16 protein-coding genes are annotated in these 22,291 nt (G+C 32.6%); 7 read left to right on the forward strand and 9 right to left on the reverse strand.

The genetic code is table 11. The annotated features are described in order from the left end of the window. Nucleotides 1-64 precede the first annotated feature (64 nt). From ABJD27_RS01275 to ABJD27_RS01285, 3 genes are all read right to left on the reverse strand, one after another. A complete protein-coding gene (locus ABJD27_RS01275; RefSeq protein WP_348173234.1) occupies nt 65-949 on the reverse strand; it encodes a T9SS type A sorting domain-containing protein in 885 nt (294 codons plus the stop codon). 88 nt (nt 950-1,037) lie between these two features. Beyond that, nucleotides 1,038-2,786 (reverse strand): AraC family transcriptional regulator, encoded by a 1,749-nt coding sequence (locus ABJD27_RS01280; RefSeq protein WP_348173232.1) that lies wholly within the window; start codon nt 2,784-2,786, stop codon nt 1,038-1,040. Between the two features lie 227 nt (nt 2,787-3,013). Further along, nucleotides 3,014-4,642, reverse strand: coding sequence for an FAD-binding protein (locus ABJD27_RS01285; protein ID WP_348173230.1), 1,629 nt, complete (start codon nt 4,640-4,642; stop codon nt 3,014-3,016). 343 nt (nt 4,643-4,985) lie between these two features. On the opposite strand from ABJD27_RS01285, the gene ABJD27_RS01290 reads away from it, so the two are divergent. Next, a complete protein-coding gene (locus tag ABJD27_RS01290; protein WP_348173228.1) occupies nt 4,986-5,879 on the forward strand; it encodes a phospholipase A in 894 nt (297 codons plus the stop codon). A 78-nt stretch (nt 5,880-5,957) separates the two neighbouring features. On the opposite strand, the gene ABJD27_RS01295 is transcribed toward ABJD27_RS01290, so the two are convergent. Then, nucleotides 5,958-9,410 (reverse strand): hypothetical protein, encoded by a 3,453-nt coding sequence (locus ABJD27_RS01295; RefSeq protein ID WP_348173226.1) that lies wholly within the window; start codon nt 9,408-9,410, stop codon nt 5,958-5,960. Nucleotides 9,411-9,921: 511 nt separating this feature from the next. Between ABJD27_RS01295 and ABJD27_RS01300 the strand changes: the two genes are divergently transcribed. From ABJD27_RS01300 to ABJD27_RS01315, 4 genes are all read left to right on the forward strand, one after another. Continuing rightward, nucleotides 9,922-10,887: a pyridoxal-phosphate dependent enzyme gene (locus ABJD27_RS01300; protein ID WP_348173224.1), complete on the forward strand. Its 966-nt coding sequence runs from the start codon at nt 9,922-9,924 to the stop codon at nt 10,885-10,887. Beyond that, entirely contained in the window at nt 10,871-11,821 is a 951-nt protein-coding gene (locus ABJD27_RS01305; RefSeq protein ID WP_348173222.1) for an NAD(P)-binding domain-containing protein, read from the forward strand. The genes ABJD27_RS01300 and ABJD27_RS01305 overlap by 17 nt, the downstream gene beginning before the upstream one ends. 84 nt (nt 11,822-11,905) lie before the next feature. Then, nucleotides 11,906-13,357, forward strand: coding sequence for a threonine synthase (thrC, locus tag ABJD27_RS01310; RefSeq protein ID WP_348173220.1), 1,452 nt, complete (start codon nt 11,906-11,908; stop codon nt 13,355-13,357). Nucleotide 13,358: 1 nt separating this feature from the next. Further along, nucleotides 13,359-14,306 (forward strand): homoserine kinase, encoded by a 948-nt coding sequence (locus ABJD27_RS01315; protein ID WP_348173218.1) that lies wholly within the window; start codon nt 13,359-13,361, stop codon nt 14,304-14,306. 48 nt (nt 14,307-14,354) lie between these two features. Here the strand turns inward: ABJD27_RS01315 and ABJD27_RS01320 are convergent, their stop codons facing one another. Next, nucleotides 14,355-14,933: a YceI family protein gene (locus tag ABJD27_RS01320; protein ID WP_348173216.1), complete on the reverse strand. Its 579-nt coding sequence runs from the start codon at nt 14,931-14,933 to the stop codon at nt 14,355-14,357. A 116-nt stretch (nt 14,934-15,049) separates the two neighbouring features. Here ABJD27_RS01320 and ABJD27_RS01325 point away from each other — a divergent pair, with 116 nt between their 5' ends. Continuing rightward, the gene (locus tag ABJD27_RS01325) at nt 15,050-15,916 is read left to right on the forward strand and encodes a winged helix-turn-helix domain-containing protein (RefSeq protein WP_348173214.1); all 867 of its coding nucleotides are present in this window, start codon (nt 15,050-15,052) and stop codon (nt 15,914-15,916) included. Nucleotides 15,917-15,928: 12 nt separating this feature from the next. On the opposite strand, the gene ABJD27_RS01330 is transcribed toward ABJD27_RS01325, so the two are convergent. Next, complete coding sequence (locus tag ABJD27_RS01330) at nt 15,929-16,486, reverse strand: YceI family protein (RefSeq protein WP_348173212.1); 558 nt, start codon at nt 16,484-16,486, stop codon at nt 15,929-15,931. A 524-nt stretch (nt 16,487-17,010) separates the two neighbouring features. Here ABJD27_RS01330 and ABJD27_RS01335 point away from each other — a divergent pair. Beyond that, the gene (locus ABJD27_RS01335; protein WP_348173210.1) at nt 17,011-20,256 is read left to right on the forward strand and encodes a S8 family serine peptidase; all 3,246 of its coding nucleotides are present in this window, start codon (nt 17,011-17,013) and stop codon (nt 20,254-20,256) included. 54 nt (nt 20,257-20,310) lie between these two features. On the opposite strand, the gene ABJD27_RS01340 is transcribed toward ABJD27_RS01335, so the two are convergent. The 3 genes from ABJD27_RS01340 to ABJD27_RS01350 all read right to left on the reverse strand — a co-directional run bounded on the left by ABJD27_RS01340 (nt 20,311) and on the right by ABJD27_RS01350 (nt 22,100). Further along, nucleotides 20,311-20,481 (reverse strand): hypothetical protein, encoded by a 171-nt coding sequence (locus ABJD27_RS01340; protein ID WP_348173208.1) that lies wholly within the window; start codon nt 20,479-20,481, stop codon nt 20,311-20,313. After that, complete coding sequence (locus ABJD27_RS01345; RefSeq protein WP_348173206.1) at nt 20,462-21,613, reverse strand: FAD-dependent monooxygenase; 1,152 nt, start codon at nt 21,611-21,613, stop codon at nt 20,462-20,464. The genes ABJD27_RS01340 and ABJD27_RS01345 overlap by 20 nt, the downstream gene beginning before the upstream one ends. A gap of 124 nt (nt 21,614-21,737) precedes the next feature. Then, complete coding sequence (locus ABJD27_RS01350; protein WP_348173204.1) at nt 21,738-22,100, reverse strand: hypothetical protein; 363 nt, start codon at nt 22,098-22,100, stop codon at nt 21,738-21,740. Nucleotides 22,101-22,291 lie beyond the last annotated feature (191 nt).

The raw sequence follows: 22,291 nt of genomic DNA on the forward strand, positions 1-22,291 counted from the left end.
TTTTAATAGGAGGGAACACTTGTATTTTTATAAAGTGTTCCCTCTTTACTTTAAATGCAGTTTATTATTTCTTAAGTAGTGATTTAGTATACGTTTTATCACCTATGTGTATGACATAGTAATAGAGTCCAGGAGATAAATCTGGATTTTGAAATTGATACTGCATACCATCCTGTTTTTGAGTTCCAAATGTAAGAGGACTTGTATACAGCTGTACTCCTGTAGTGTTATAAATAGTAATTTTTGCTTTTGAATTTAGATCCTTGGTAAGATTCTTAATATAGAGATCTGATTGTAGTGGGTTTGGGAATACATCTATATCACTAACTTGAGGAGTATGAGTAGATTGTGCAGTAGAGTTTGGGAACGTATTGTTTCTTACCATAAAATTGCCTCTAAGTTTAGATACTAGAACCCTACCAGTTGGAGAATTATTTAAAAATAAATTAAAGTATAGATATTTGTTTCCTATTTCATTAAATACAAAACGTTGTTCATTTGTTTCTACAGGAAAATCCTCATCATCTTCCTCTTCAACTGGTGGAATGGTAATAGGTTTTAATCCTCCTAATATTGGATCATTATCACCTTCAACTAATGGAACAGCGCCAGAAAGGTCAACATCTTCTAAGTATTCTATTCCAAAATCGAGAGGTACAATAGGGGGGATTGAAGAGTCGTATTTCAAAATAATACGAAACCCAACATAATCTTCTAAATCAAAAACCTTATAACGAGGAGTATATTTTGGAAATTCTAAAGAATACTTTTGTACAACATCTACATTACCATTAATATTAAAAGTAATACTATCCTCTATATGTAATACGATGTCATAAACATAAGTAAACGGTTGGGATATTCTTTCTATTGGCGTTTCAGTCTGTTGAGAATTTACGGTTGTAACCATGCATAAACATATGATTACTAGTGAAATAAATTTTTTCATGAGATTAAAGTTTTAAGGTGAACTCAAATATACAGATCAGTATACCTCGTTTTTAATCACATAAAATCAAATTTATAAATTTGACATTTTAGGTAAACATTTTAGATTCTAATTGCTTAATATAATAGGAGGGAGTTAAGCCAGTATGTGTCTTAAATGCTTTGGTAAATGTATTAATACTTTTATAGCCTACTTCTGCAGAGATTGCTTTTAGCGTATAGGCTCTAAACCTAGTGTTTTCCTTTAGTTGTATCAAAATATATCGAATTCTAAGTTCGTTGAGATATTGATTAAAAGATTGCTTCTTATAGGTGTTTAATGTTTTTGATAGATAGGTTGTATTTGTATCTATTTGTTTTGCAGTATTATATAGATTACAATCCTGAGCAATAAAGAAATTAGTCTTCTCAAGTACCGTTAACCGTTCAATTATTCCTAGTGCCCGATCATCTTTTACTTGTGTATCTTCATTTTTATCATTTGAGACAACAGGAACAGGAGTTTTTACCTCTTTTAAATCAGTTATAATGGCCTGAAATTTCCTTTCATTGGTTTTAATTTTATGTTTATAACGTATCCAAGTGATTAATAATAAAAGAAGCATTACAAGAGCAATACAAGCTGCTATTTTTTTCTTGAGTTCTTGTTTTTCTTTCTCTATATCTAATAATTTATTATGATCTTTTAGTGTTTTTACATCACTATCAAATAGGAGATCTCTAGTCTTTGTTTGATTTTCTAGCTTTAATTTACTGAGGAGTTTATTTTGATTCAGAAATATAAGCTGTTGATCTGTATCTTCTTGTATTTCTGCAATTTTAATCCCAAGGTCATACATCTCTACAATCTTATCTGTCTTGTAATTTGCTCCTATAACACCAAAATTGTGTTGTAACAGTTCCATGGCTTCATCATAATGTTGTGTCACATAAAAACATTGTGCTAAATAATAATTTGTAATTAATATATTATTATACGTATCATTATAATGTTCACTAAGCAATTGCTTTGCTCTTTGTAAGTAATCTATTGCAAGCTGGTACTGAGCTTTTTTGTAGTAGAGGTTCCCTATATTAAGGTAAAATTCTCCATTATAAATGGTTAGGTCATATTTTTTGGCAAGTCTGATACCTTCTTCGTATGTAATTAGTCCTTGATCATAAAACCCTAAATCCACAAGACTTTTTCCTTTGCCTAAAAGTGTACTTAAACGAGTATGAATATTTGAAAGGTCTTCTTTTCCTAACAGTGATAACGTTGTATTATAAGCCTTTAAAGCATCTTCATTACGTCCTAATTTCACACGGATGTTTGCTATATTAGATAAGCAAACAAGTTCAGAACTCTGATCGTCAGTTTTCTGAGCTAGTTCTTTGGCTTCTTGATAGAGTTTTAATGACTTATCATAAATTCCTAATTGGAAGTATACATTACCTAATAATACATGACTTCTAATCATGTATGAAGAATCTTTAGCTTCTATTGAAGCTTTTAGAGAAATAGCCGAATACTTAAAAGCTCTTTCATAATCTGCTATTTTATTATAATAACCTCCCAATCTAGATCCTGAATAATATTGAATTCTTGGCGCCTTAGTGCGTGTTCCTCTATCTAAAAATAGTTTGTAATACTCCATTGTTAGGAGTGTGTCTTTATCCAGGCGTTCTGTTCTCTTAAACAAATCCTTGATTTTCTTTATAGAATCTGACGTTGTGATAAACATTTTCACCTTGTCAGAAACGACAGGTACGGTATCACCTTTATGATGCTGTTGCCCATAAGTATGTGTTACAAGAGCAAAAAAAATGAATATAGAGGTGTAAGTTTTATAATACATAGCAGGTAATTGTCTTGTTCATTATAATAGACGCAAAAAATATAACTATGTATCAATTTTACAGAAAAAAATATACGTAAACTGTTATTTTTCAGCAATAAAGATGTATAAATTAACGATGGATCAATATTGAGTACGCTCCTGTCTGCCGGCGTGGCAGGTTCGCGAAAGCGTATATCTCTACAATTTACGCCTCAAAAATAAGTCCAAAGAGTTATATGTCCCTACTATGCTTCTTGAGGAATACTCATCTCAAAGTCAAAGAAATTTCTAGGATCATAATGCGATTTTATGCTACGTAACCTTTCTAAGTTTTCTGTACCGTAATAGATAGTTAGTAACTCTATTCGTCCTTCGGGAGTTGTAGGATCCTCGACCAATAATTTATCTACAAAATTGATGAAAGCGCCTTCTATATGTGGTGCCAAATAGTTCCTATACTCTTCTACCCATTGTACATATGCCTCATTACGGGCCACATTGGTAAATGCATTTCCTGCATTATCCCACCAGCATTGTATTTGTAACATATATGGTTTATTATAAAAAGCAAATACCCTCGTATCACTATTTTCTCTGACAGCACCACCCAAACAGTGAAAACTCATATACCTACTCACATCTTTATAGTAGCAAGTCCGCCCTAAAAAGTGGTAAATTTCTTCTACCAGTTGGTGATGTTCTTTCTCAGAATGAGCTATTGGAAATCCAGAAGTGATCTTATGAGGATGAGGGCGATCACACGTAGATGTAGGAGCATCAGGAAGGATCCGATAGTTTCGATCACCGCAATGTTCGGTCTCTAACGTATGCTCATAAGTGGGTACTGTAGGGTTTACAAAATCTGAAATATGACTTTGATGTTTAGAAAGAGATACATTCTCAGGCGCTGCAGCTACAGCGTTCTTAGCTGTACTTGCGAGATAATGTTTCTCTTGAAGAGTTACAAATTCGCTTTCTTTTTCTGGAATAAGCGTCCCAAAATGATCTCGTAGTAAACACAATAAATCATCTTTTGACCCATAAAAAAGCCCTCCCATTCGAGCTTGTACATTGCTTATGTGTCCCGCTGGTAATACAACACCTTTAGCATTAGGATCGGCAACCATCATTCCACAAGCAGTAGATAGTGCGGGAGTCAATGCACCTGGAGTCGCATGGATAGAAGTCCATATCTTTAAAGCTGATAGTGCTTCATCCGATTTTTCCCAAAGTAATGAAAATGATGTCGTCACTGGCGCTAGCGAGAACAATTTAAATTTAAAACGAGTTACAATACCAAAATTTCCGCCGCCGCCGCCCTTAAGTGCCCAAAACAAATCTGGCAAATTGGTAGGAGATGGGTAAGCAATCGTACCATCTGCAAGTATTATTTCGCATTCAAGAATAGCATCACAAGTCATCCCAAACTTCCTGATAGAAAGTCCCCAACCACCACCTTGTGTGATTCCGCCTATGTTTACAGACTGACAACCACCACCAGGAATTATTTGACCTCGATCCTCTAACTCCTCATATACTTTACCTAACTGTTTTCCTACTGGAATCCACGCGTGGTCACGATCGATGTAGGTTATTGTATCCATTTCAGAAAGGTCAATAATTAAAACACCATTTCCAGAAGACATTCCTTCATGTTGATGGCCACCAGATCGGATTCTAAACTTTTGATCATATTTACGACAATAATCTATACAAAACTGTACATGACTTGTCGTTTTACAATATGCAATACTATAGGGCATATCTCCAAATCGAGCATTAGAGATGACACGTGCATATTGATATAATGGATCCCCTAATGAAATAATTTTAAGATCGCTTGGAGCATTGTCTTTTATAGGATTGGTTGACATAAAGAACGGTTTTGATATATGGTTAAATTATCGAATAGTGAGAATGAATCTAAAAATACAAAATATAACTTATTGAAAAAGAAATGAATAGTATTTTGATAAATCATATAAGTCTAGGAAATAGTATTCATCAATAAGAGGTATTATTCCATATAAAAAAAGTACATATTGGTTACTTTTTTTACTAATTTATAGTACCAAAATTTATTTTTATATGTAGGTTTACGCTTTCGCGAAAGCGTACTTAGAAATCATCCCGCTGTTTTCTATATAATTGTAATACAGTATGTTATGAGTTTCTTGTTTTTAAAATAATTCCTATACGTTGAAGAATACAGTACCCATGAAGATTTATAGTTTCCTAGTATTATTTGTGCTTACATCTACCATGAGTTTAGGGCAATCTCTAATTCAAGATCCTGGAGAGAGTTTATCCCAACGCTGGTTAATTAATGATACCATTACTAAGCGATTTAAAATTATACCCTATAAACCCGTTTATTTTCTAGCGGCAAATTATACCACAAATATTAACAACTTTCCGACAAGTGATAACCCACTTAATACGGTAACAACACCTTCTGAGTTTTCTGACATCGAATTAAAGTTTCAGTTAAGTTTTAAAACGAGAGCTGCTAGAAATTTATTAGGAAAAAAACTAGGAGGAGATCTCTGGATAGGATATACACAGACCTCTAGATGGCAATTATATAGTGCAAATATTTCTCGCCCATTTAGAGAGACCAATTACGATCCTGAGATCATGTTTATCTTGCCTACTAAATATCGACTTCTAGGATTAAATGGTGTATTTACGGGAATAGGTATTAACCATCAAAGCAATGGAAGATCCAATCCATTATCAAGAAGTTGGAACCGAATTATCCTGCAACTAGGTCTAGAAACTCCTTCTTGGAGTATCGTGTTACGTCCTTGGTTACGATTACAAGAAGATGACATAGAAGATAATAATCCAGATATAGAAGATTATGTAGGTCGAGCAGAAATCTTAACGGCATACTCTAAAGGAAGGCATGATCTAAGTATTCTTGCAAGACATTCATTAAATACCGGAAGTAATAGTAGAGGCGCAGTAAGAATAGATTATTCTTTTAGAATAATAGATAATTTAAATCTTCATGCACAAGTATTTCATGGGTATGGTGAAAGCCTCATTGATTATAACCATAAACAAACTACTTTTGGGCTGGGGCTATCTTTATTACAATGGAGATAATACTCATATATCTGATTGCTCTTTACTATTATCACAGCACAAAACTTTTGTTTAACCGCATTTCTGTTCAATATATAACTATTTAATAGAGATAATTTCTTGTATATCTTTATGTGCTTCTGAATCTTTTCCTAACATAGATTTCATAAAATCATAGGCATCATTGGCAAGTACTCTACTCATAGGGGGCTCAATCACTCGACCATAATTAAAGTCACATACTGAATTTAACAACCCTTTTATTTTGCTATCGTTGTCAAGAACACTTTGGTATAAGGACTTATAAGTCTCGCTTTGTCCATTTCCTAATTCCAATTCTTCTCCATATATGTTTTTAACATCATTCATAGTAAATGTATGCGGTAGATATATGGTTTTAAAATCTATCAACCCTTCTTTATCTAATCGCTCTAACTCTTTTTTAATATAAATAGGCATCATCTCGGTAGATGCAATAGAATTAAGAATAGCATTGATTTCTGTACTCTCATTAATTTTATTAATTCGTAAAGTATCCTTTATCGATTTTTCTACAACATTTTTGATGTATAAATTTTTATCATTCACGATATTAATAAAAACATTACGCTGCGTGAGATGACTTAAATCCCTTATTGAGTCAAGTCTATTTATACTCCTAAAGAGTTTGTATGCAGAAAGTAATCCTGAATTATCATAAATACCTCCGTCATTATACTGACCTAATGTTTTAATCGTTGCTGCAGGACTAATTAAAGGAAAACGATTTGATGTAGATGCTGCATTGTAATAGGAGAGGGTCACATCCGTAATTGTAGGTATGGTATCATTATCTATATATTCTATACGTTCTAGATCTAAAATATTATTAGCACCTTGATATAAAAGTGAATATTCTGGTTTATTTTCATCTATCTGAATACTTACAGCCATCCCTTGATTACCAGATACATTGGTTGTATTTGCAATTAGAATAGGAAAGTGACTATTTTTTGATTCGTATAATTCTTTCCAATACACTCTAAAAGGAATTGAATTTACAGTTTCTTGTGAATTTCCGGATAAAGAAGCATAGCGTTGCATAGCCCGTGTAGATCTATCTTTTCCGCTTAAATTTATTCCTGGTATAAAAAGATGATTAAAGGTATCCCTTCCCAAAATATGTGTCAAATCTAATGAAAGTACATGCTCTGTAGAGATATTGGTAATCATCTTTTGCTGTTCCTCAACAATTTGTTCGCGATTTACAATGGCAGACCAATTAATTAATCCCATAGTCCCTCCTGAAGCACCAGAGATGACTACTGCCTTTTCTAAAAATTGTGGATCATCATTATAAAATTTATTAAGAACTGATAAAGTCCAAGCATTAGACTTCATACCACCACCATAAGCTCCTATATAATAACGTGTTTGCTTTTCAGGTAGTTTAGAAACATACGTTTCCAAATCTAATTCTGCACTTACTACACGATCAACCGTTTCAAGAGTAAACAGGTCATTGGGAAATATTCTACCCAATCTATTTCCAAGGAATAATATGAAAAAACCTAGCACTAAATAGAACTTAAATTTTTTGCGATTGTTCATGGCATATGACTCTTTAGAATATTTGTAGAAAATATAATTCTTTGTCAAAACCACTAAAATTCCATAATACAAAAATAATGAAGAGAGTATAATGAGAGCAGCATTAAAATAGAAAGAAGACCAATCTATGCTATTAATAATGATAAGAAAAAATGTATTAATTAAACCAAAAACGATCGTAAACTGAAGAAATAAAACATCATTACTGAGTGATCCAAAACTAAAAAATTTAATGTTGAATATCCCATTATTCCAACGACTATAAAACTTTAAAATTCCTGTAAAATCCCCAAATGGTTTTTGTTCAAAAAAGGTGAGTAATTGTTTTTTTTTAAAATCTATATGATATTGTGATAACTGTACTTCTTCCTTTGGATTTACCTCAATAACTCTCATAATGTAAAAAGCATTTATAATGACATCATTATCCTTAGAAAAGAACACAAACTTTAATATAGATCGAAAAGTACGGTAATAAATGTAGGTGATCATCTGTGAAAAAATACACAGAAGACTAAGTAATACAGGGATACGAGAGTAAAAACAATCATTGCATTCTGCTATAAATGCAGCATATCCAAAATATCCAAATAATAAGACATGAAAGATAATTGTGGTGGTCAATACCCATAAATAAGCTCTTATTGATGGTAAAATTTTTTGTAGATTTTCTTTTTCACCTTTTGAAATAGGTAGTTTTGCAGTGATGGACTTTCGACGATTTTCTAAAAGCCTTTTTAAAGCTTTTAGTGCATTTGCTTCTTCTTTAGTAATCTTTTCTTCATTAGCTTTCTCATCACTATTCTCTTCTTCTTCCTCTTGTGGTTTATTGGATTGTTTTGTAATCCTTGGGTTATAATCCCCCTCCGAAAAAGGAATCCTTTTAGATAAAAAATAAATATTTGTATATAACCAAGTGTTCTTTCTTATCGTTAAGTTATATAATACATAAATCCCTAAGGCGAGCATGGTAATTGCTATCCCAGAAGTTGAAATCCCCCATTTAAAATTGATTTCAGAAGTAAAAGCAATCAAGTAAAAAAGCGCTACATAAAATAAAATCCCTAGAATTCTAAAAAGAAAATTAAGATCTCCTTCTATAACACCATCGCTATCTCCTTTATGGTCTTTATTACGTCTATAAAATACCGTACTGGCTAATCCCAAACGACAAAACGCTCTATACCATTTACGGAATTTCTCATCTATATTAAAATAACTGGGATAATGTGCTAGCATTACAGAGTAAATAGGAGCAGAGATTACCAGTAAAATAAATAGGTTTAGAGGATGATCATAGAGGTTAACCACGATAGAATTTATCTGAGTTGCTGTAGGTAGTAAAACACCAATAATAACAATAATAAATAAGCTATATACAGAAGCTTTTAAGAAACTCAGGACTGTTTTATTATAGACCTTAAAGTACTTTCTTATCACTAAAATAAGAAACAACAACGCTACAGCTGTGTATAACGCAATCTTAAGATTGACAAGTCCTTCTGGGTAATAAAAATCTTTTAGGTAGATATAATTCTCTATACAATCTGCACTATATGCAGCACAAATAACTATTATAAAAAATACAAAACCTATTCGCATTACCCAATGAGTAGCATGCTCATTTCCAGGAATGAGTTTCCATTTGGAAAGTGTTTTTTTATATTCTTCTTTTACAAAATAATAAATGACCCAAAGAAGTAAGAATGCCCAAAAATAATCAATGATAAAAAAAGTATAATATGCCCAAAGCATATCGTTTAATCTTAATTGTGTTTCAACCCAGTCCCCACTTATTGGAGTCGTAAATTGAGGATGATCAATGAGTCCAGGAATAGTACACATACTAGAGATCAATATCATTAACAAGGTCCCCGCGAGTAGTATTTTAAATCTTCTTTCTTGTATCCAAGAGAAAAACTTCTTTGGGTTAGATGATCGTGTATTCTTAAATGTAGTCATCGATTTATTTTTTAACAATGAATAAATGCTAGGTCATATACTGTTTATAAATATTCGGGAGGGGGAGAACTATCTGAGTAGTTTACAGGATGTAAGATACAGAAATCGAATTATTTACAGATACCCATTATAGGGTATTTTTTAAATAGCCATTTTTCATCGGTATGAAAAATACACTTTACAATGGATATTTGTGGGTATACGCTTTCGCGAAAGCGAACTTTTAAACAACATATCTTATGATCCTATTTTGAGAGTATAAAAGCATAACAACGTTTCTCTTAGATTGATTTTTTTTTAAATTATAGGAAGTTTTGTATATTTGTAGTTCGAAAGAGCAATGGTAACTTTGGTTACAGGCTTATTTTCTATCATAAGGAAGACATTGGGAAAATAAGTTATATTTCTTACGGAAATCTCCGTATACCTTAATTAGTAATAACTAATTTGGTGTACGGAGATTTTTTTTTTGCGCCAACTTAAAAGCTTTAAACATGAAAATAAAGGTAACATGATCAGCAAAAAGGAAATAGAAATAACATATGCTACTATCAAAAATGATATTATAAAAACGTCATTAGTATACTCAGCAAAACTGAGTGAGTTATCGGGAGCAAATGTCTATCTCAAAATGGAGCATTTACAGCATACAAGCTCTTTTAAGCTTAGAGGGGTCTTAAGTAAGATGAACTCTTTACACTCAAATGATTTTGAGAACACTTTTATCGCAGCATCTACAGGTAATCATGCGGCTGCGTTTGGATATGCCTCTGAGAAATTTGGTTTTAAAGGGGTATTGTTTCTGCCAGAAAGTGTAGAAAAAGAAAAGCTTGCTTCACTTAACAACTATGCCATTGAGAAAGTATTATATGGACAAACTAGCATGGAAACTGAAGCAAAAGCTACCCAACATGCTAAGGATACTGGAGGAGTTTTAATCCATCCCTATAATGATATTCATATCATAAAAGGGCAAGGGACTATTGCTTTAGAAATAGAAGCACAGTTACCTCAGGTAGACATTGTAATTGCCCCTATAGGAGGAGGAGGACTTATCTCAGGAATATGTTCTTATTTTTCAGATAATAAGCGTGTAAGCGTTATAGGAAGTCAACCAGAACATGCACCAGAGATGTATGATTCTATAAAAGAAGGAACTATTGTTCCTCCAAGTACCTTAAAAACAATTGCCGATGCCGCCGCAGGAGGAATCGAGAAAGATGCTATCACATTTACAATTTGTAAAAATTACCTTTCTACTATACAACTTATAGAAGAAGATGCAATTAAAAAAGCAGTATCGTTTTTATATTCCTATCATGATACTATAATAGAACCAACTGCTGCATTACCCATAGCTACGTTATTAAAAGATGATATCTATAGTGATAAAAATGTGGTGTTAGTGCTTACTGGAAATAAAATAAATAAAGAATTATTAAACGAAATAAATACAAAATATGGCAACTATTATTAATCTTGAAGAAATCAAGGCTATTGTAAAAGATATAGATGTTGTTGCGGCAATGGAAGAAGGTTTTATTCATTATAGTAACGGGAATACGGTAGTTCCTCCTGTAGGAGAGTTACTATTTGAAGAGCCTAAAGGGGATGCACATATCAAATATGGATATATAAAAAAGGATGCGTATTATGTAATTAAAATTGCATCAGGTTTTTATGATAATGCAAAACTTGGAATTCCATCTAGTCAAGGACTCATGTTATTATTTGATCAAAAGACAGGTGTTCCTAAGGCAATATTACTTGATGAAGGGCACTTAACAGATATTCGGACTGCAGCTGCAGGAGCACTAGCTGCAAAATATTTTGCTCCTAAAAAAATAAAAGCCATTGGAATTATAGGTACAGGAATACAAGCTAAATTACAATTAGAACACCTGCAAAAACATACACCTTGCCAGACAGTTTGGGTATGGGGACGTACTATAGAAAATACAGAGAAATTTGCAAAGGAGTTAGGTAGTGATTATAATATACAGATTGCAAAAACTGCCTCAGAAGTTGCAAAACATTGTAATGTAATTGTTACCACAACACCATCTGAGCTTGCATTACTAAATGCCGATGATGTTCAAAAAGGAACACACATTACTGCGGTAGGCTCAGATACTCAAGATAAGCAGGAATTAGAAAGTAAGTTATTGGCAAAAGCAGATATCGTCATTGCAGATAGCATCCCGCAAAGTAAAAGTAGAGGAGAAATTTATAGAGCTATACAAGACAAGGCTATTTCTGAAAATAAGATTGTAGAGTTAGGTACAGCTATTCAGGATTCAAAATTACAGCGTACTAACGATGATCAAATTACTATTGTAGACTTAACAGGCGTTGCCGTCCAGGATATTATGATTACCAAAGCAGTGTATACTAACTATTCTGCTGTTTAATATAGAGTTTCTCTGAGAGTGATACGCTTTCGCGAAAGCAGATAAAGAAACATCTCAGATCAAATAGAATAAAAAATAAGAATTATGCTTCAATTTGTAAGTACTAAAGGTGGGGGAGAACCCGTAGATTTTGAAACAGCCATTCTAGATGGTTTTGCTGTTGATGGTGGTTTATATGTCCCAGAAACATTACCAGGAATTACTCAGGATCAATTAAAAAAATGGAAAGGATTAAATTATACTTCATTAGCTTTTGAGATTCTTTCTTTATTTATAGATCGTTCTATTGTTTCTTCAGAAGATTTAAAGCAGATACTACATACTGCGTATGAACCATTTGAAAAGAAAGAGATTATACCATTGCATTCCCTTAAGTCTAGAAAAGACACCTATATCATGGAGTTGTTTTACGGACCTACGATTTCTTTTAAAGATGTTGGATTAGCATTTTTGGTAAATCTGGTCAACTTTTTCTTAGAACGAAAAGGAGAACATCTATCTGTGGTTGTAGCAACTACAGGCGATACAGGCCCTGCTACAGCATATTTTGTCGCTGGAAAATCAAATATAGATGCTTGGGTACTTTATCCTAAAGGATTAATTACAGAAGAACAAGAACGCCAGATGACTACTTTACAACAAACTAATGTGCATCCTGTAGGCGTTTCAAATTGTCCAGATGGTGGAGATGATTTAGATATCGTTATTAGTAAATTATATGCTAATAAAAGATTTAAAGAAAAACTAAAACTCTCTAGTGTAAACTCTATAAACTGGGGACGTGTAATGATGCAAACTGTGCATTATTTTTATGGTTATTTACAAGTTACAGATACGATAGGCGAGCATGTTAGTATGTCGGTTCCATCTGGAGGATTTGGTAATTTATGCGCTGGAGGCTTGGCTCGTAAAATGGGATTGCCTATAAAACACTTAATTGTCGCAAATAATAACAATGCCTGTTTACACCGTATTTTTTCTAAAGGACTCTTTACCAAAAAAGCTATTATAGAAACACCCTCATCTGCGATAGATATCTTGGTTCCATATAATTTTTGGAGGTATTTATATTTCTGTGTAGATAAAAATCCTAAAAAGATAAAAAAATGGATGCATGAGTTTAATACTACTGGAAGTGTGCAGTTTGACAAAGATACATTTGAGCGTTATAGCGATGGATTTCTTTCAAATAGTAGCTCAGACAAAGAGACCTTAGATACCATTCAAGATATCTATAAAACAGAATCTTATTTACTAGATCCTCACGGAGCAGTATCTTTACATGCTGCAGATGCTTTAAGAGAAGTACTAGGCAATGAGAAACTCATATGCCTAGCAACGGCACATCCATCAAAGTTTCCTGAAGTAATAAAGAAAGCGTTGCTTACAAATGCGTTACCAAAAGAAGCGACACATCAACGTATAGAGGATGCAAAGCGCTTATGTGAGAAAGTACACCTATGTGATCATTCTCATCTAGAAGAAGCCCTCATGCACGCTATGGAAGCTAATTGGGATGAAACAAAAGGCATATAATATGGCACAGTACACTATTTTAAATGATATTGACGTACAAACTATTTTATCTCATTATGGTAGTGAGATTGTAGTATCTTATCAAGTATTGAGTGGAGGATCAGAGAACACTAACTATTTGGTGAATACCAGCACAAAATCTTATGTATTGACCATTTGCGAACAAAAATCACATAAGGAGACAGAACAACTAGCACTATTATTAGAGTATTTAAACGATCATAATTTTGCTACTTCCAAAGTAGTAAAAACAAAGAATAACCTATTAACTTATATCTGGAGTGATAAACCCATCATGCTTAAAGAGTTTATAGAAGGAGAAATCGTTGAAGATTTATCAAAAGAATTATTAATTTATTTAGGTCGAGAATTAGCAAAGTTGCATCAAATTAAACCTCTTGGATATCTTCCTAAGACCGTAAGTTATGGTTTAGAACGTTTTGATGAAGTTATTGTTTATGCTCCAGAATCTTCTTTTTATACTTGGTTAAAAGAAACACAAGCATTTATTGAAACTTATATACAAACTGATTTACCAAAATCTTTGATACATAGCGATATATTTTATAATAACATTATTGTAGATAAGAATGAAAAACAAGCAACTATTATGGATTTTGAAGAAGCTTGTTATTATTATCGAGTATTTGATATAGGAATGATGATCATCGGTACCTGTAGTAAAGACAACACTTTAGATCTTGAAAAGGTTTCTAATTTACTTAAAGGATACCAACAAGAAATTACATTATTGGACATAGAAATAGAAGTTTTAAAAGTTTTTACAGTCTATGGAGCTACTGCAACGGCTTTTTGGAGGCATCAAAACTTTAATTATGTCCAAGTAAATAAAGAAATGGCAAATCATTATATGGCGATGCAAGAACTAGCGACGCATGTTATTGCTATTTCTGATGAGAAATTTAAAAAATGTTTTGCATTAGAATAATAATTTTATTCTAATGCAAAACAGATAATTGCAAAGGCATTCTATGTTTTAAAAATATAATTTAGCCTCAAATTCAATTGCATCAGACAGAATATGATCTTTTACACTTGTAATAGATTTAGATGCAAAAACGACACCCCATCGCGTTCTATCAATAATAAATTTAGTGGAGAGCTCTCCTTTATTAGAATTTATCTTTCCAGAAAATTCAATAGGCTTAGTAATTCCTTTTATAGTAAGATCTGCACTAATTTCTACAGTAGTATCATCTATATAAGATACCTGAGTAATTTCTAACATTGATGTGAGGTAATTAAATACATCAAAAAAGTCTTTGTCTTTTAAATGCATAACAAGGCCTTCACTATACTCCCCATCTGTATTAACAATAGTATTCATATCTATTATAAATTTTCCTCCAGAGATACGACCATTGGTTATTTTAAGATGACCTTCTTTAAATAATACTGTTCCATAATGTTCTCCAAAATTAAATAAACTTGATCCTTTCCAGTTTAGAATGCTTTGATCGGTCTTCATCTTAAATTCTTCTTTTTTTCTTGTTTGGGCATTAATACTTATAGAAAAACTAATTAAAATGATGCAGGTAAGAATGATTTTTTTCATGTGATTTGATTTTCAAGTAAAACTAAATCTGACGAAGATAAAAAGTGTCAAAAAAATGTAAAAGAAGTGTCAACCATTGTAAAAAGTCAAGAAATAGCGTGTTATTTGCAACAATTATGAGCAGAATAAAAACGTATTCATTTATTACCGTAATCATCCTTTTGATTTTAGCTTGGTTTCTTTTTGAACCTAATGAAGATGAGAGTCAGTTCCCAGAAAGGGCTAAGATTGCTATACGAGAGATCGGAAATCAATTATTATTAGCAAATAATGATACGACTTCATTAGTTTCTCCAGTCATAGAAGTAGAAGATCTAAAGTACAAGCTATCATTTGAGAATATGTTAGCCATATTACCTGATAGTTTAGTGTCTATTTCAAAACGAAGTTTGGATAAAGCAGGATTGCCTAAAGAATACCTTGTAGAAGTAATAGATTGTACCGATAAAGAAGTCGCTTATAGCTATGGGATTTTTAATGAAACTGCAAAAGATATCATTCCATGCTCTGGTAGGTTCTTACCTAGAAATTGTTATGCCCTTGAGGTAATATTTACAAAAAAGGAAACCTCATTTATAAATAAACAAGTACCAATATATCTCTTAATTTTGAGTGTGATTATATTTTTAGGAACTCTTTTTTATAAAAAGAGATTTAGTCAAGAGCACAAAGAAAAGGGGGGGACATATACTTCTATTGGTCATTTCCAGTTTTATCCAGAACAAAATAAATTAGTAAGAGAAGCCGTAGAAATTGGACTTTCTAAAAAGGAATGTGAACTCTTAGCCATTTTTGTAGCAAATCCCAATCAAGTCATTAAACGAGATGAGCTTACTAAAAAAGTATGGGAAGACAATGGGGTTATTGTAGGGAGGAGTTTGGATACCTACATTTCTAAGCTTCGTAAGATCTTAAAAGATGATGATACTATTAAGATTACAAATGTTCATGGGGTAGGGTATAAACTAGAGATCAATAGGTGAGAAGGAAGCACTCTAAAATTGTAATAGTACATTAAACTCAATAGCCTCAGCAATGGCTTTGTTTTTAACTTTGTTATTATACGTAATTCCCCAACGAGTACGATCTATTTTAAATTTGGTAATCATCCGTTTTGCATCCGTATCTACAAAAGCGATAAAATTAATAGGCCGTGTAATTCCTTTTATAGTAAGATTTGCTTCTATTTTGTGTTCGTTATAATTTGCGTGATAGATTACATTGGTGATTTCTAATGTAGCAGTTGGATACTTCGTCACATCAAAAAAATCGGTATCTCTTAAGTGTGCAACAGCTCCTCTTTTTGAAAGATAATCTTCATTAGAGATTGTAGTCATATCTATGACAAATGTACCACCAGTTATATGACCATCGTTTGTTTGTAATTCCCCTTCTTTAAAATGTACGGTACCAGTGTGCTCACTAAAGAGAAATGCATAGGTGCCTTTCCAATTAATGACACTTTCGGTGAGGTCTAAATTATGTGTTTTCTTGGTTTGACCAGTAACTATAATACTGGTTAAAATCATGAGTGTACTTACTAGTTTTTGCATCTTATTTAATTTTGATATAAAACTAAATAGTGCTGAATACACAAGTGTCAAAAGATTGTAAAAGAAGTGTCAAGCAATGCAAAAAGTTAGTAAACTATATGTCAATTGTTATACGCTTTCGCGAAAGCGTATAGAAGAAGTTGAATAACAAAAGAAAATAATTTTGGATATTCCAGTTATTTTCTCTTCATTTGTAATAACCTCTTTTTAAGTTAAGTAAGCAAACAATCACATACCTCTTTTGATTGTACTTAATGTATCAAATTTGCAATTTTAGAATACGATTAACCATTTTTAGTTACAAAAACCTCTCTTATATTAAGTATGCAAACAATCATGGACTACTCATCTTGGTTGTACTTGATGTATTAATATTTTTTTGCAGTATTTAGAATACGATTACCATTTTTTTTATAAAAACCTCTCTTGTATTAAGTATGCAAACAACCATATTTTTTGGTTGCACTTAATGGAACAATTATTTGCAATTTTTGAATAGTATTAACCCTTAATTTATTAAAATTATGAAGAAACTTACACAAAATTTTAAAAGTATTACTAGAGGTTTTCTATGTATCGTCGCTTTTTTAGGAGCAACCATTCATGGTATTTCTCAAGAATGGACAAACAACAGTTCGCAACTTTATTATGTAACAAAACAAGGAAAAATATATATGGAACCAGACTACAGTGCTGCTGCCATATATTTTAATGAAAACCTCTCAGAAGAAAAGGCTGACATTATAAGAAATAGATTAAAGTCGACTAACACAGAACCTGAGTCCTTAGGAATTGAATTTATGAATTTTAAAGGTATGGTACGATTAAAATCTACTGTTGGATTAAGACCTATTAGAAATTTGGAAAACCGACAGAATTTTTTGAGTTCTTATGGTTTAACAAATGATGGTGCATATGATGTTTTGCCTGCATTTACGGTGGGTGGTATTCAAGCTTGGATGACAAAAAGAATTGTGATTAGGCTTAAAGAAGGATACAGTCTTAATTCAATAGCAGCTATCATGGACGAGTTTGGTGCTGAATACATTAAAAATATTACAGATGCTAATACATTCCATATTAAAGTCGAAAATATTGGAAATCAACTTGAAATGATTCATAGGATTAACGATTTAGGTATATTAGATTGGGGGGAACCAGATTTTAAAATGGAATTACAAAGATTTAATGATCCTCTTTATCCAGATCAATGGCATTTAAATAATACTGGAGGAACACTAGATGGAAAACCTCTTGTAAATGATGTAGACATTGATGCACCTGAGGCTTGGACACTAACAACAGGAAATAATGTAGTAGTTGCTGTTATTGATGATGGAATGGATAATCATGAAGATTTAACAACCTTACTAACTGGTTATACTCCTGGAGTAACTTCTGGAGATGGATCTGCTGGTTTTCCACAATATAATAATTTCAGTAATCCACCTGCTCATGGACAAGCTTGTGGTGGTCTTATTGGAGCCACTCATAATAATATTGGAGTAAAAGGGGTTTCACCAGATGTATCTATGTTTAGTGTAAATATCTTTCATAGCTCTGTAACTAATGCAGATATAGCCATTGGAGTTGATTGGGCTGTTAATGCAGGTGCTGATGTAATAAGTAATTCTTGGGGGTTCTCATGTACAGTCACAATTTCTGTAATTACATCTGCGTTTAATAATGCTGCAGAGAATGGTAGAGGAGGTTTAGGTTGTCTTCTTATAGTTGCCGCAGGAAATTCTAATCTACCATGTGTGAGTTATCCAGCTAATCTTACATCTGTGATGGCAGTAGGCGCTATTTCTGGTGATGGCGAGCGTAGTGAATTTAGTCAATATGGTTCAGCATTAGACATAGTAGGTCCGAGTAATGATGATTTGGAATATGATGCTAATGGTTTTTATGTAGGATCTAAGCATGGCTTGAGAACATTAGATTTGATGGGAAGTGATGGTTATGAGCCTGGAAACTATGACCCTGATTTTGGAGGTACCTCAGGGGCTACTCCTATTGTTGCAGGCGTAGCTGCTCTCGTATTAGCTATTGACCCAACATTAACAAAAAATGAAGCAGAATACATTCTTTACTCTACAGCTGTAGATGTTGGAGATTCATATGAATATGGAAATGGGATGGTTAATGCTTATGATGCGGTTTTAGCAGCATCTTCATTTACAGGAGGAACTATTAATTGCACTACAACTGTTTCATCATATCCCTATTCTGAAGGATTTGAGTTTGGTGATGGTTGGATACAAACAACTGTAGATGTTGGGGATTGGGTAAGGAATTCCGGAGTCACTCCATCTACCGATACAGGACCAAGTGGAGCCACTGAAGGTTCTTTTTATATGTTTTTAGAAGCTTCTACAAATAGCACTACAGGTGCTATCGGAAATAATGCTACTGCAAGGCTACAAAGTAATTGTTTTGATCTTTCGGGAATTAGCAATGCAACATTCTCTTTCCAAAATCATATGTATGGAACTTCTGTAGGATCACTTACTGTACAAGTTTCTGTGGACGATATTAATTGGACTAATGTTTGGAGTCAATCAGGAAATCAAGGGAATCAATGGAATTCGGTGGATATAAACTTGGATGCTTACATTGGAAGCAGTATTAAACTTAGAATTGTAGGAATAACAGGAGATGGCTGGTCAAGTGATATTGCTATTGACGATCTTTCTATGACAACTAGTGGTAGTGTTAGTGACATAGAAGCCCCTACAACACCAACAAACCTTATTTCATCTAATATAGCGGAAACATCGTTTGACATCTCATGGAATGCCTCTTCAGATAACATAGGAGTTACACAATATGAAGTATACTTAGATGGTATATCTGATGGTCTAACAACGTCTACTTCATACAGTTTTTCTGGTTTAACAGATAATACGACATATTCAGTCACTGTTTTAGCTAAAGATGCGGCTGGTAATGAGTCTACACAAAGTAATTCTTTAAATATTACTACTCTTGAAGATATTGGTGGTTGTACTGATACAACCTATGATTCTGATGATTTTGAAGGTGGGTTTTCTTCCAGTATATGGAATGATGGAGGTACAAATGCCCGAATAAATTCAAATGATAGTTCCTTTGCCAATTCTGGAATACTCTGTGTTAGATTACGAAATGGAACTAGTACGTCTACAATTACTACTGATTCTATGGATTTATCTTCTTACGAAGAAATCACAGTCACATTCAGTTATATAACTAGCAACTTAGAAAATGGTGAAGGTTTCTCATTACAGAGTTCTACAAATGGAGGTTCTTCGTTTACTATAGAAGATTCTTGGCTATTAGGAAGTAATTTTTCTAATAATGGTTCCAGAGAGAACGGTGTGGTGACGATCTCTGGACCATTTTCTAATACAACTCAATTAAAATTACAACACAGTGCAAATAGGAATAATGAGAGGACGTATTTTGATGATGTAATCATTGAGGGATGTTCATCAAATGAGACATCTTCTATTATAGCTTCTAGCAATGTTGTAAATTATAATAGCAATATAGAATTAGATTATATCATGGATGATATAATGGTATATCCGAATCCAGTAAATCAAATTTTAAATATTGATAATCTTCCTATACAAAGTACTATGAGATTAATGAATATTTCTGGACAGTTATTAATGGATGCATCAGGAAAATCTCAATTAGATATGTCTAGATTTAAAACTGGGGTATATATATTATACATACAAGCAGAAGGTAAAACGAAAGTTATTAAAGTTGTCAAGCAATAGATTGCTTATTTAGAGAATAGGGTTATGAGTTTTATCATAACCCTATTTATGTTATTAATGAGAAATAATCCCTATTACTTTAATACCTTGAGTTGTATGTATAATTCTATGTATTGAATACGTATCCTTGTTATACTCGATCCACTCTCCACATTGAGGTTGTGTTTCTAAAGTAAGCTCTCCAATTTCTTTGTTACTGTGATTCTCAATTAATAGTACTTTCATAGTTCTTTAATGTATAAATTGATCTCCATCTAATTTTAAATATAGAAGATGGAGTATATGTTAGAATAAAATTTCTTAACCAGACAAAGTATTTCCAATGACCTATAATTCCCATTAAAAGAGATTGCCGTACAATTAAGTTTACTTTCTTACTTCTATTTTGTTGAAATACGCTAAACGCATGAGATTTACTTTCTTGACAAATAGCTTTTGCCAAATAATAGGCATCTTCAATAGCTTGTGCACCTCCTTGTCCCATATTTGGAGTCGTTGCGTGTGCCGCATCACCTAGTAAGCATATATTGCCTTTATACCAATATGGCATTGGCTTTACATCATTTAAGTCGCTTCTAATTATCTTTTCTTCATGGGTTGCTCCAATAAGTTTTCCTACTACTGGGTGAAAGTTTGCAAACGTTTTTAATAAAATATCAGTAATTGTATTTGGAACATCCTTTTGGTTTTGTGGACTTAAAACCACAGCAAACCAATAAAATGTATTTTCTTCAATTTTTGTAATTCCAAAACGTGCTTGCTCTCCCCACATTTCTATACCACGATAGTTGTATTCTTCCGCTAGATCTTCATAATTACAAATCCCTCTCCAGCAGGTCTGTCCAGAATACCTAGTCTTACTTTTAGGGAATAACTGCTTTCTAATGTTAGATTGTATTCCATCTGCTCCTAGTAAGAAATCAGTTTCTATCTTAGTACCGTCTAGAAATGTAAGATGAACTTTTTCTTTTATCTGTTTAAACGTGTCTAGTGATTTACCAAGGTGTATTTTATGCGTAGGAATCTTTTTTAAAAGAACATTTTGAAGTTCCCATCTATGAATAGAGATAGCGTAGAACCCAAACATTTCTTTTACATCTTCCTGAGCATAATCAAATAAAGGTGTCATATCTGGTTTTGTCAGCGTTATTTGTTTCATAACACTACCACATAGCGAGACATCATCTAATATCCCTAACCACTCAAATACTTGTAATGAATTAGGAGGGAGCAAAATTCCGGAACCTACAGGAATTAACTGTTCAGCTTTTTCAAAAAGTTGGTATTCTATACCTAACTTTTCAAAAGCTAACGCCGTTGTTAATCCTCCAATGCCTCCGCCTATAATGCTATACATTTTATTTTAATTAATATACACAACAAAGCATATCGTTAGTGTGATATCGATATGCTTTGATATATATATATAGACAATTAATATTCTAGTTTAAACTAAAATAAAATCTTGTTTTAATTATTTATTACGCGGCAGTAAGTGATTCTTCTGGTTTATGTAAACTTACTACTACTAGTACCGTAGCTCCAAGAACCCAGTAATAGTATGCATCTAATCCTTCAAAAGCAAAAATGAAGGGAGCAACTAGAAATACAATCGCTACTGCAAAATCCACGATCAAGTGAAATTTGTATGGTATCACACGAAAAGCACCTAAGTGATGATCTGTTAATAAAGTTAATACAAATGCAGCAACTCCTGTAGCTATAGAAAGGTATTGTGCAATAGGATTAGAAGTTCCTAATCCTAATAAGAAAGGAAGTACTATTAATGCAATGGCAACTGGGTAATCTAAAAATGCGTGTATTCGTTTGGTTATAAATTTCATAATCTAAATTTTTAATATTCTTAATTATTACGGTACAAAGATGAAGAATATGCAAATCAGGAATGCTACAAAAAAGTCCCTTTAAATTGTACTTTTTACATTTTATCATTTATTTAAGAGTTTTTAAAAAGTCATTATATGCTTAAAATAAGGCTTTTAAGAATATATAAGTCGTTACTAAACTATAGCAA

It is taken from the genome of Dokdonia sp., from assembly GCF_039945015.1.
In the GTDB taxonomy this organism is placed as follows: Bacteria; Bacteroidota; Bacteroidia; order Flavobacteriales; family Flavobacteriaceae; genus Dokdonia.

What these genes read in the sequence shown, in the direction of transcription:
- ABJD27_RS01275 (WP_348173234.1), bottom strand. Translation starts at nt 949, where the DNA reads ATGAAAAAATTTATTTCACTAGTAATCATATGTTTATGCATGGTTACA.
- ABJD27_RS01280 (WP_348173232.1), bottom strand. Translation starts at nt 2,786, where the DNA reads ATGTATTATAAAACTTACACCTCTATATTCATTTTTTTTGCTCTTGTA.
- ABJD27_RS01285 (WP_348173230.1), bottom strand. Translation starts at nt 4,642, where the DNA reads ATGTCAACCAATCCTATAAAAGACAATGCTCCAAGCGATCTTAAAATT.
- ABJD27_RS01290 (WP_348173228.1), top strand. Translation starts at nt 4,986, where the DNA reads ATGAAGATTTATAGTTTCCTAGTATTATTTGTGCTTACATCTACCATG.
- ABJD27_RS01295 (WP_348173226.1), bottom strand. Translation starts at nt 9,410, where the DNA reads ATGACTACATTTAAGAATACACGATCATCTAACCCAAAGAAGTTTTTC.
- ABJD27_RS01300 (WP_348173224.1), top strand. Translation starts at nt 9,922, where the DNA reads ATGATCAGCAAAAAGGAAATAGAAATAACATATGCTACTATCAAAAAT.
- ABJD27_RS01305 (WP_348173222.1), top strand. Translation starts at nt 10,871, where the DNA reads ATGGCAACTATTATTAATCTTGAAGAAATCAAGGCTATTGTAAAAGAT.
- thrC (WP_348173220.1), top strand. Translation starts at nt 11,906, where the DNA reads ATGCTTCAATTTGTAAGTACTAAAGGTGGGGGAGAACCCGTAGATTTT.
- ABJD27_RS01315 (WP_348173218.1), top strand. Translation starts at nt 13,359, where the DNA reads ATGGCACAGTACACTATTTTAAATGATATTGACGTACAAACTATTTTA.
- ABJD27_RS01320 (WP_348173216.1), bottom strand. Translation starts at nt 14,933, where the DNA reads ATGAAAAAAATCATTCTTACCTGCATCATTTTAATTAGTTTTTCTATA.
- ABJD27_RS01325 (WP_348173214.1), top strand. Translation starts at nt 15,050, where the DNA reads ATGAGCAGAATAAAAACGTATTCATTTATTACCGTAATCATCCTTTTG.
- ABJD27_RS01330 (WP_348173212.1), bottom strand. Translation starts at nt 16,486, where the DNA reads ATGCAAAAACTAGTAAGTACACTCATGATTTTAACCAGTATTATAGTT.
- ABJD27_RS01335 (WP_348173210.1), top strand. Translation starts at nt 17,011, where the DNA reads ATGAAGAAACTTACACAAAATTTTAAAAGTATTACTAGAGGTTTTCTA.
- ABJD27_RS01340 (WP_348173208.1), bottom strand. Translation starts at nt 20,481, where the DNA reads ATGAAAGTACTATTAATTGAGAATCACAGTAACAAAGAAATTGGAGAG.
- ABJD27_RS01345 (WP_348173206.1), bottom strand. Translation starts at nt 21,613, where the DNA reads ATGTATAGCATTATAGGCGGAGGCATTGGAGGATTAACAACGGCGTTA.
- ABJD27_RS01350 (WP_348173204.1), bottom strand. Translation starts at nt 22,100, where the DNA reads ATGAAATTTATAACCAAACGAATACACGCATTTTTAGATTACCCAGTT.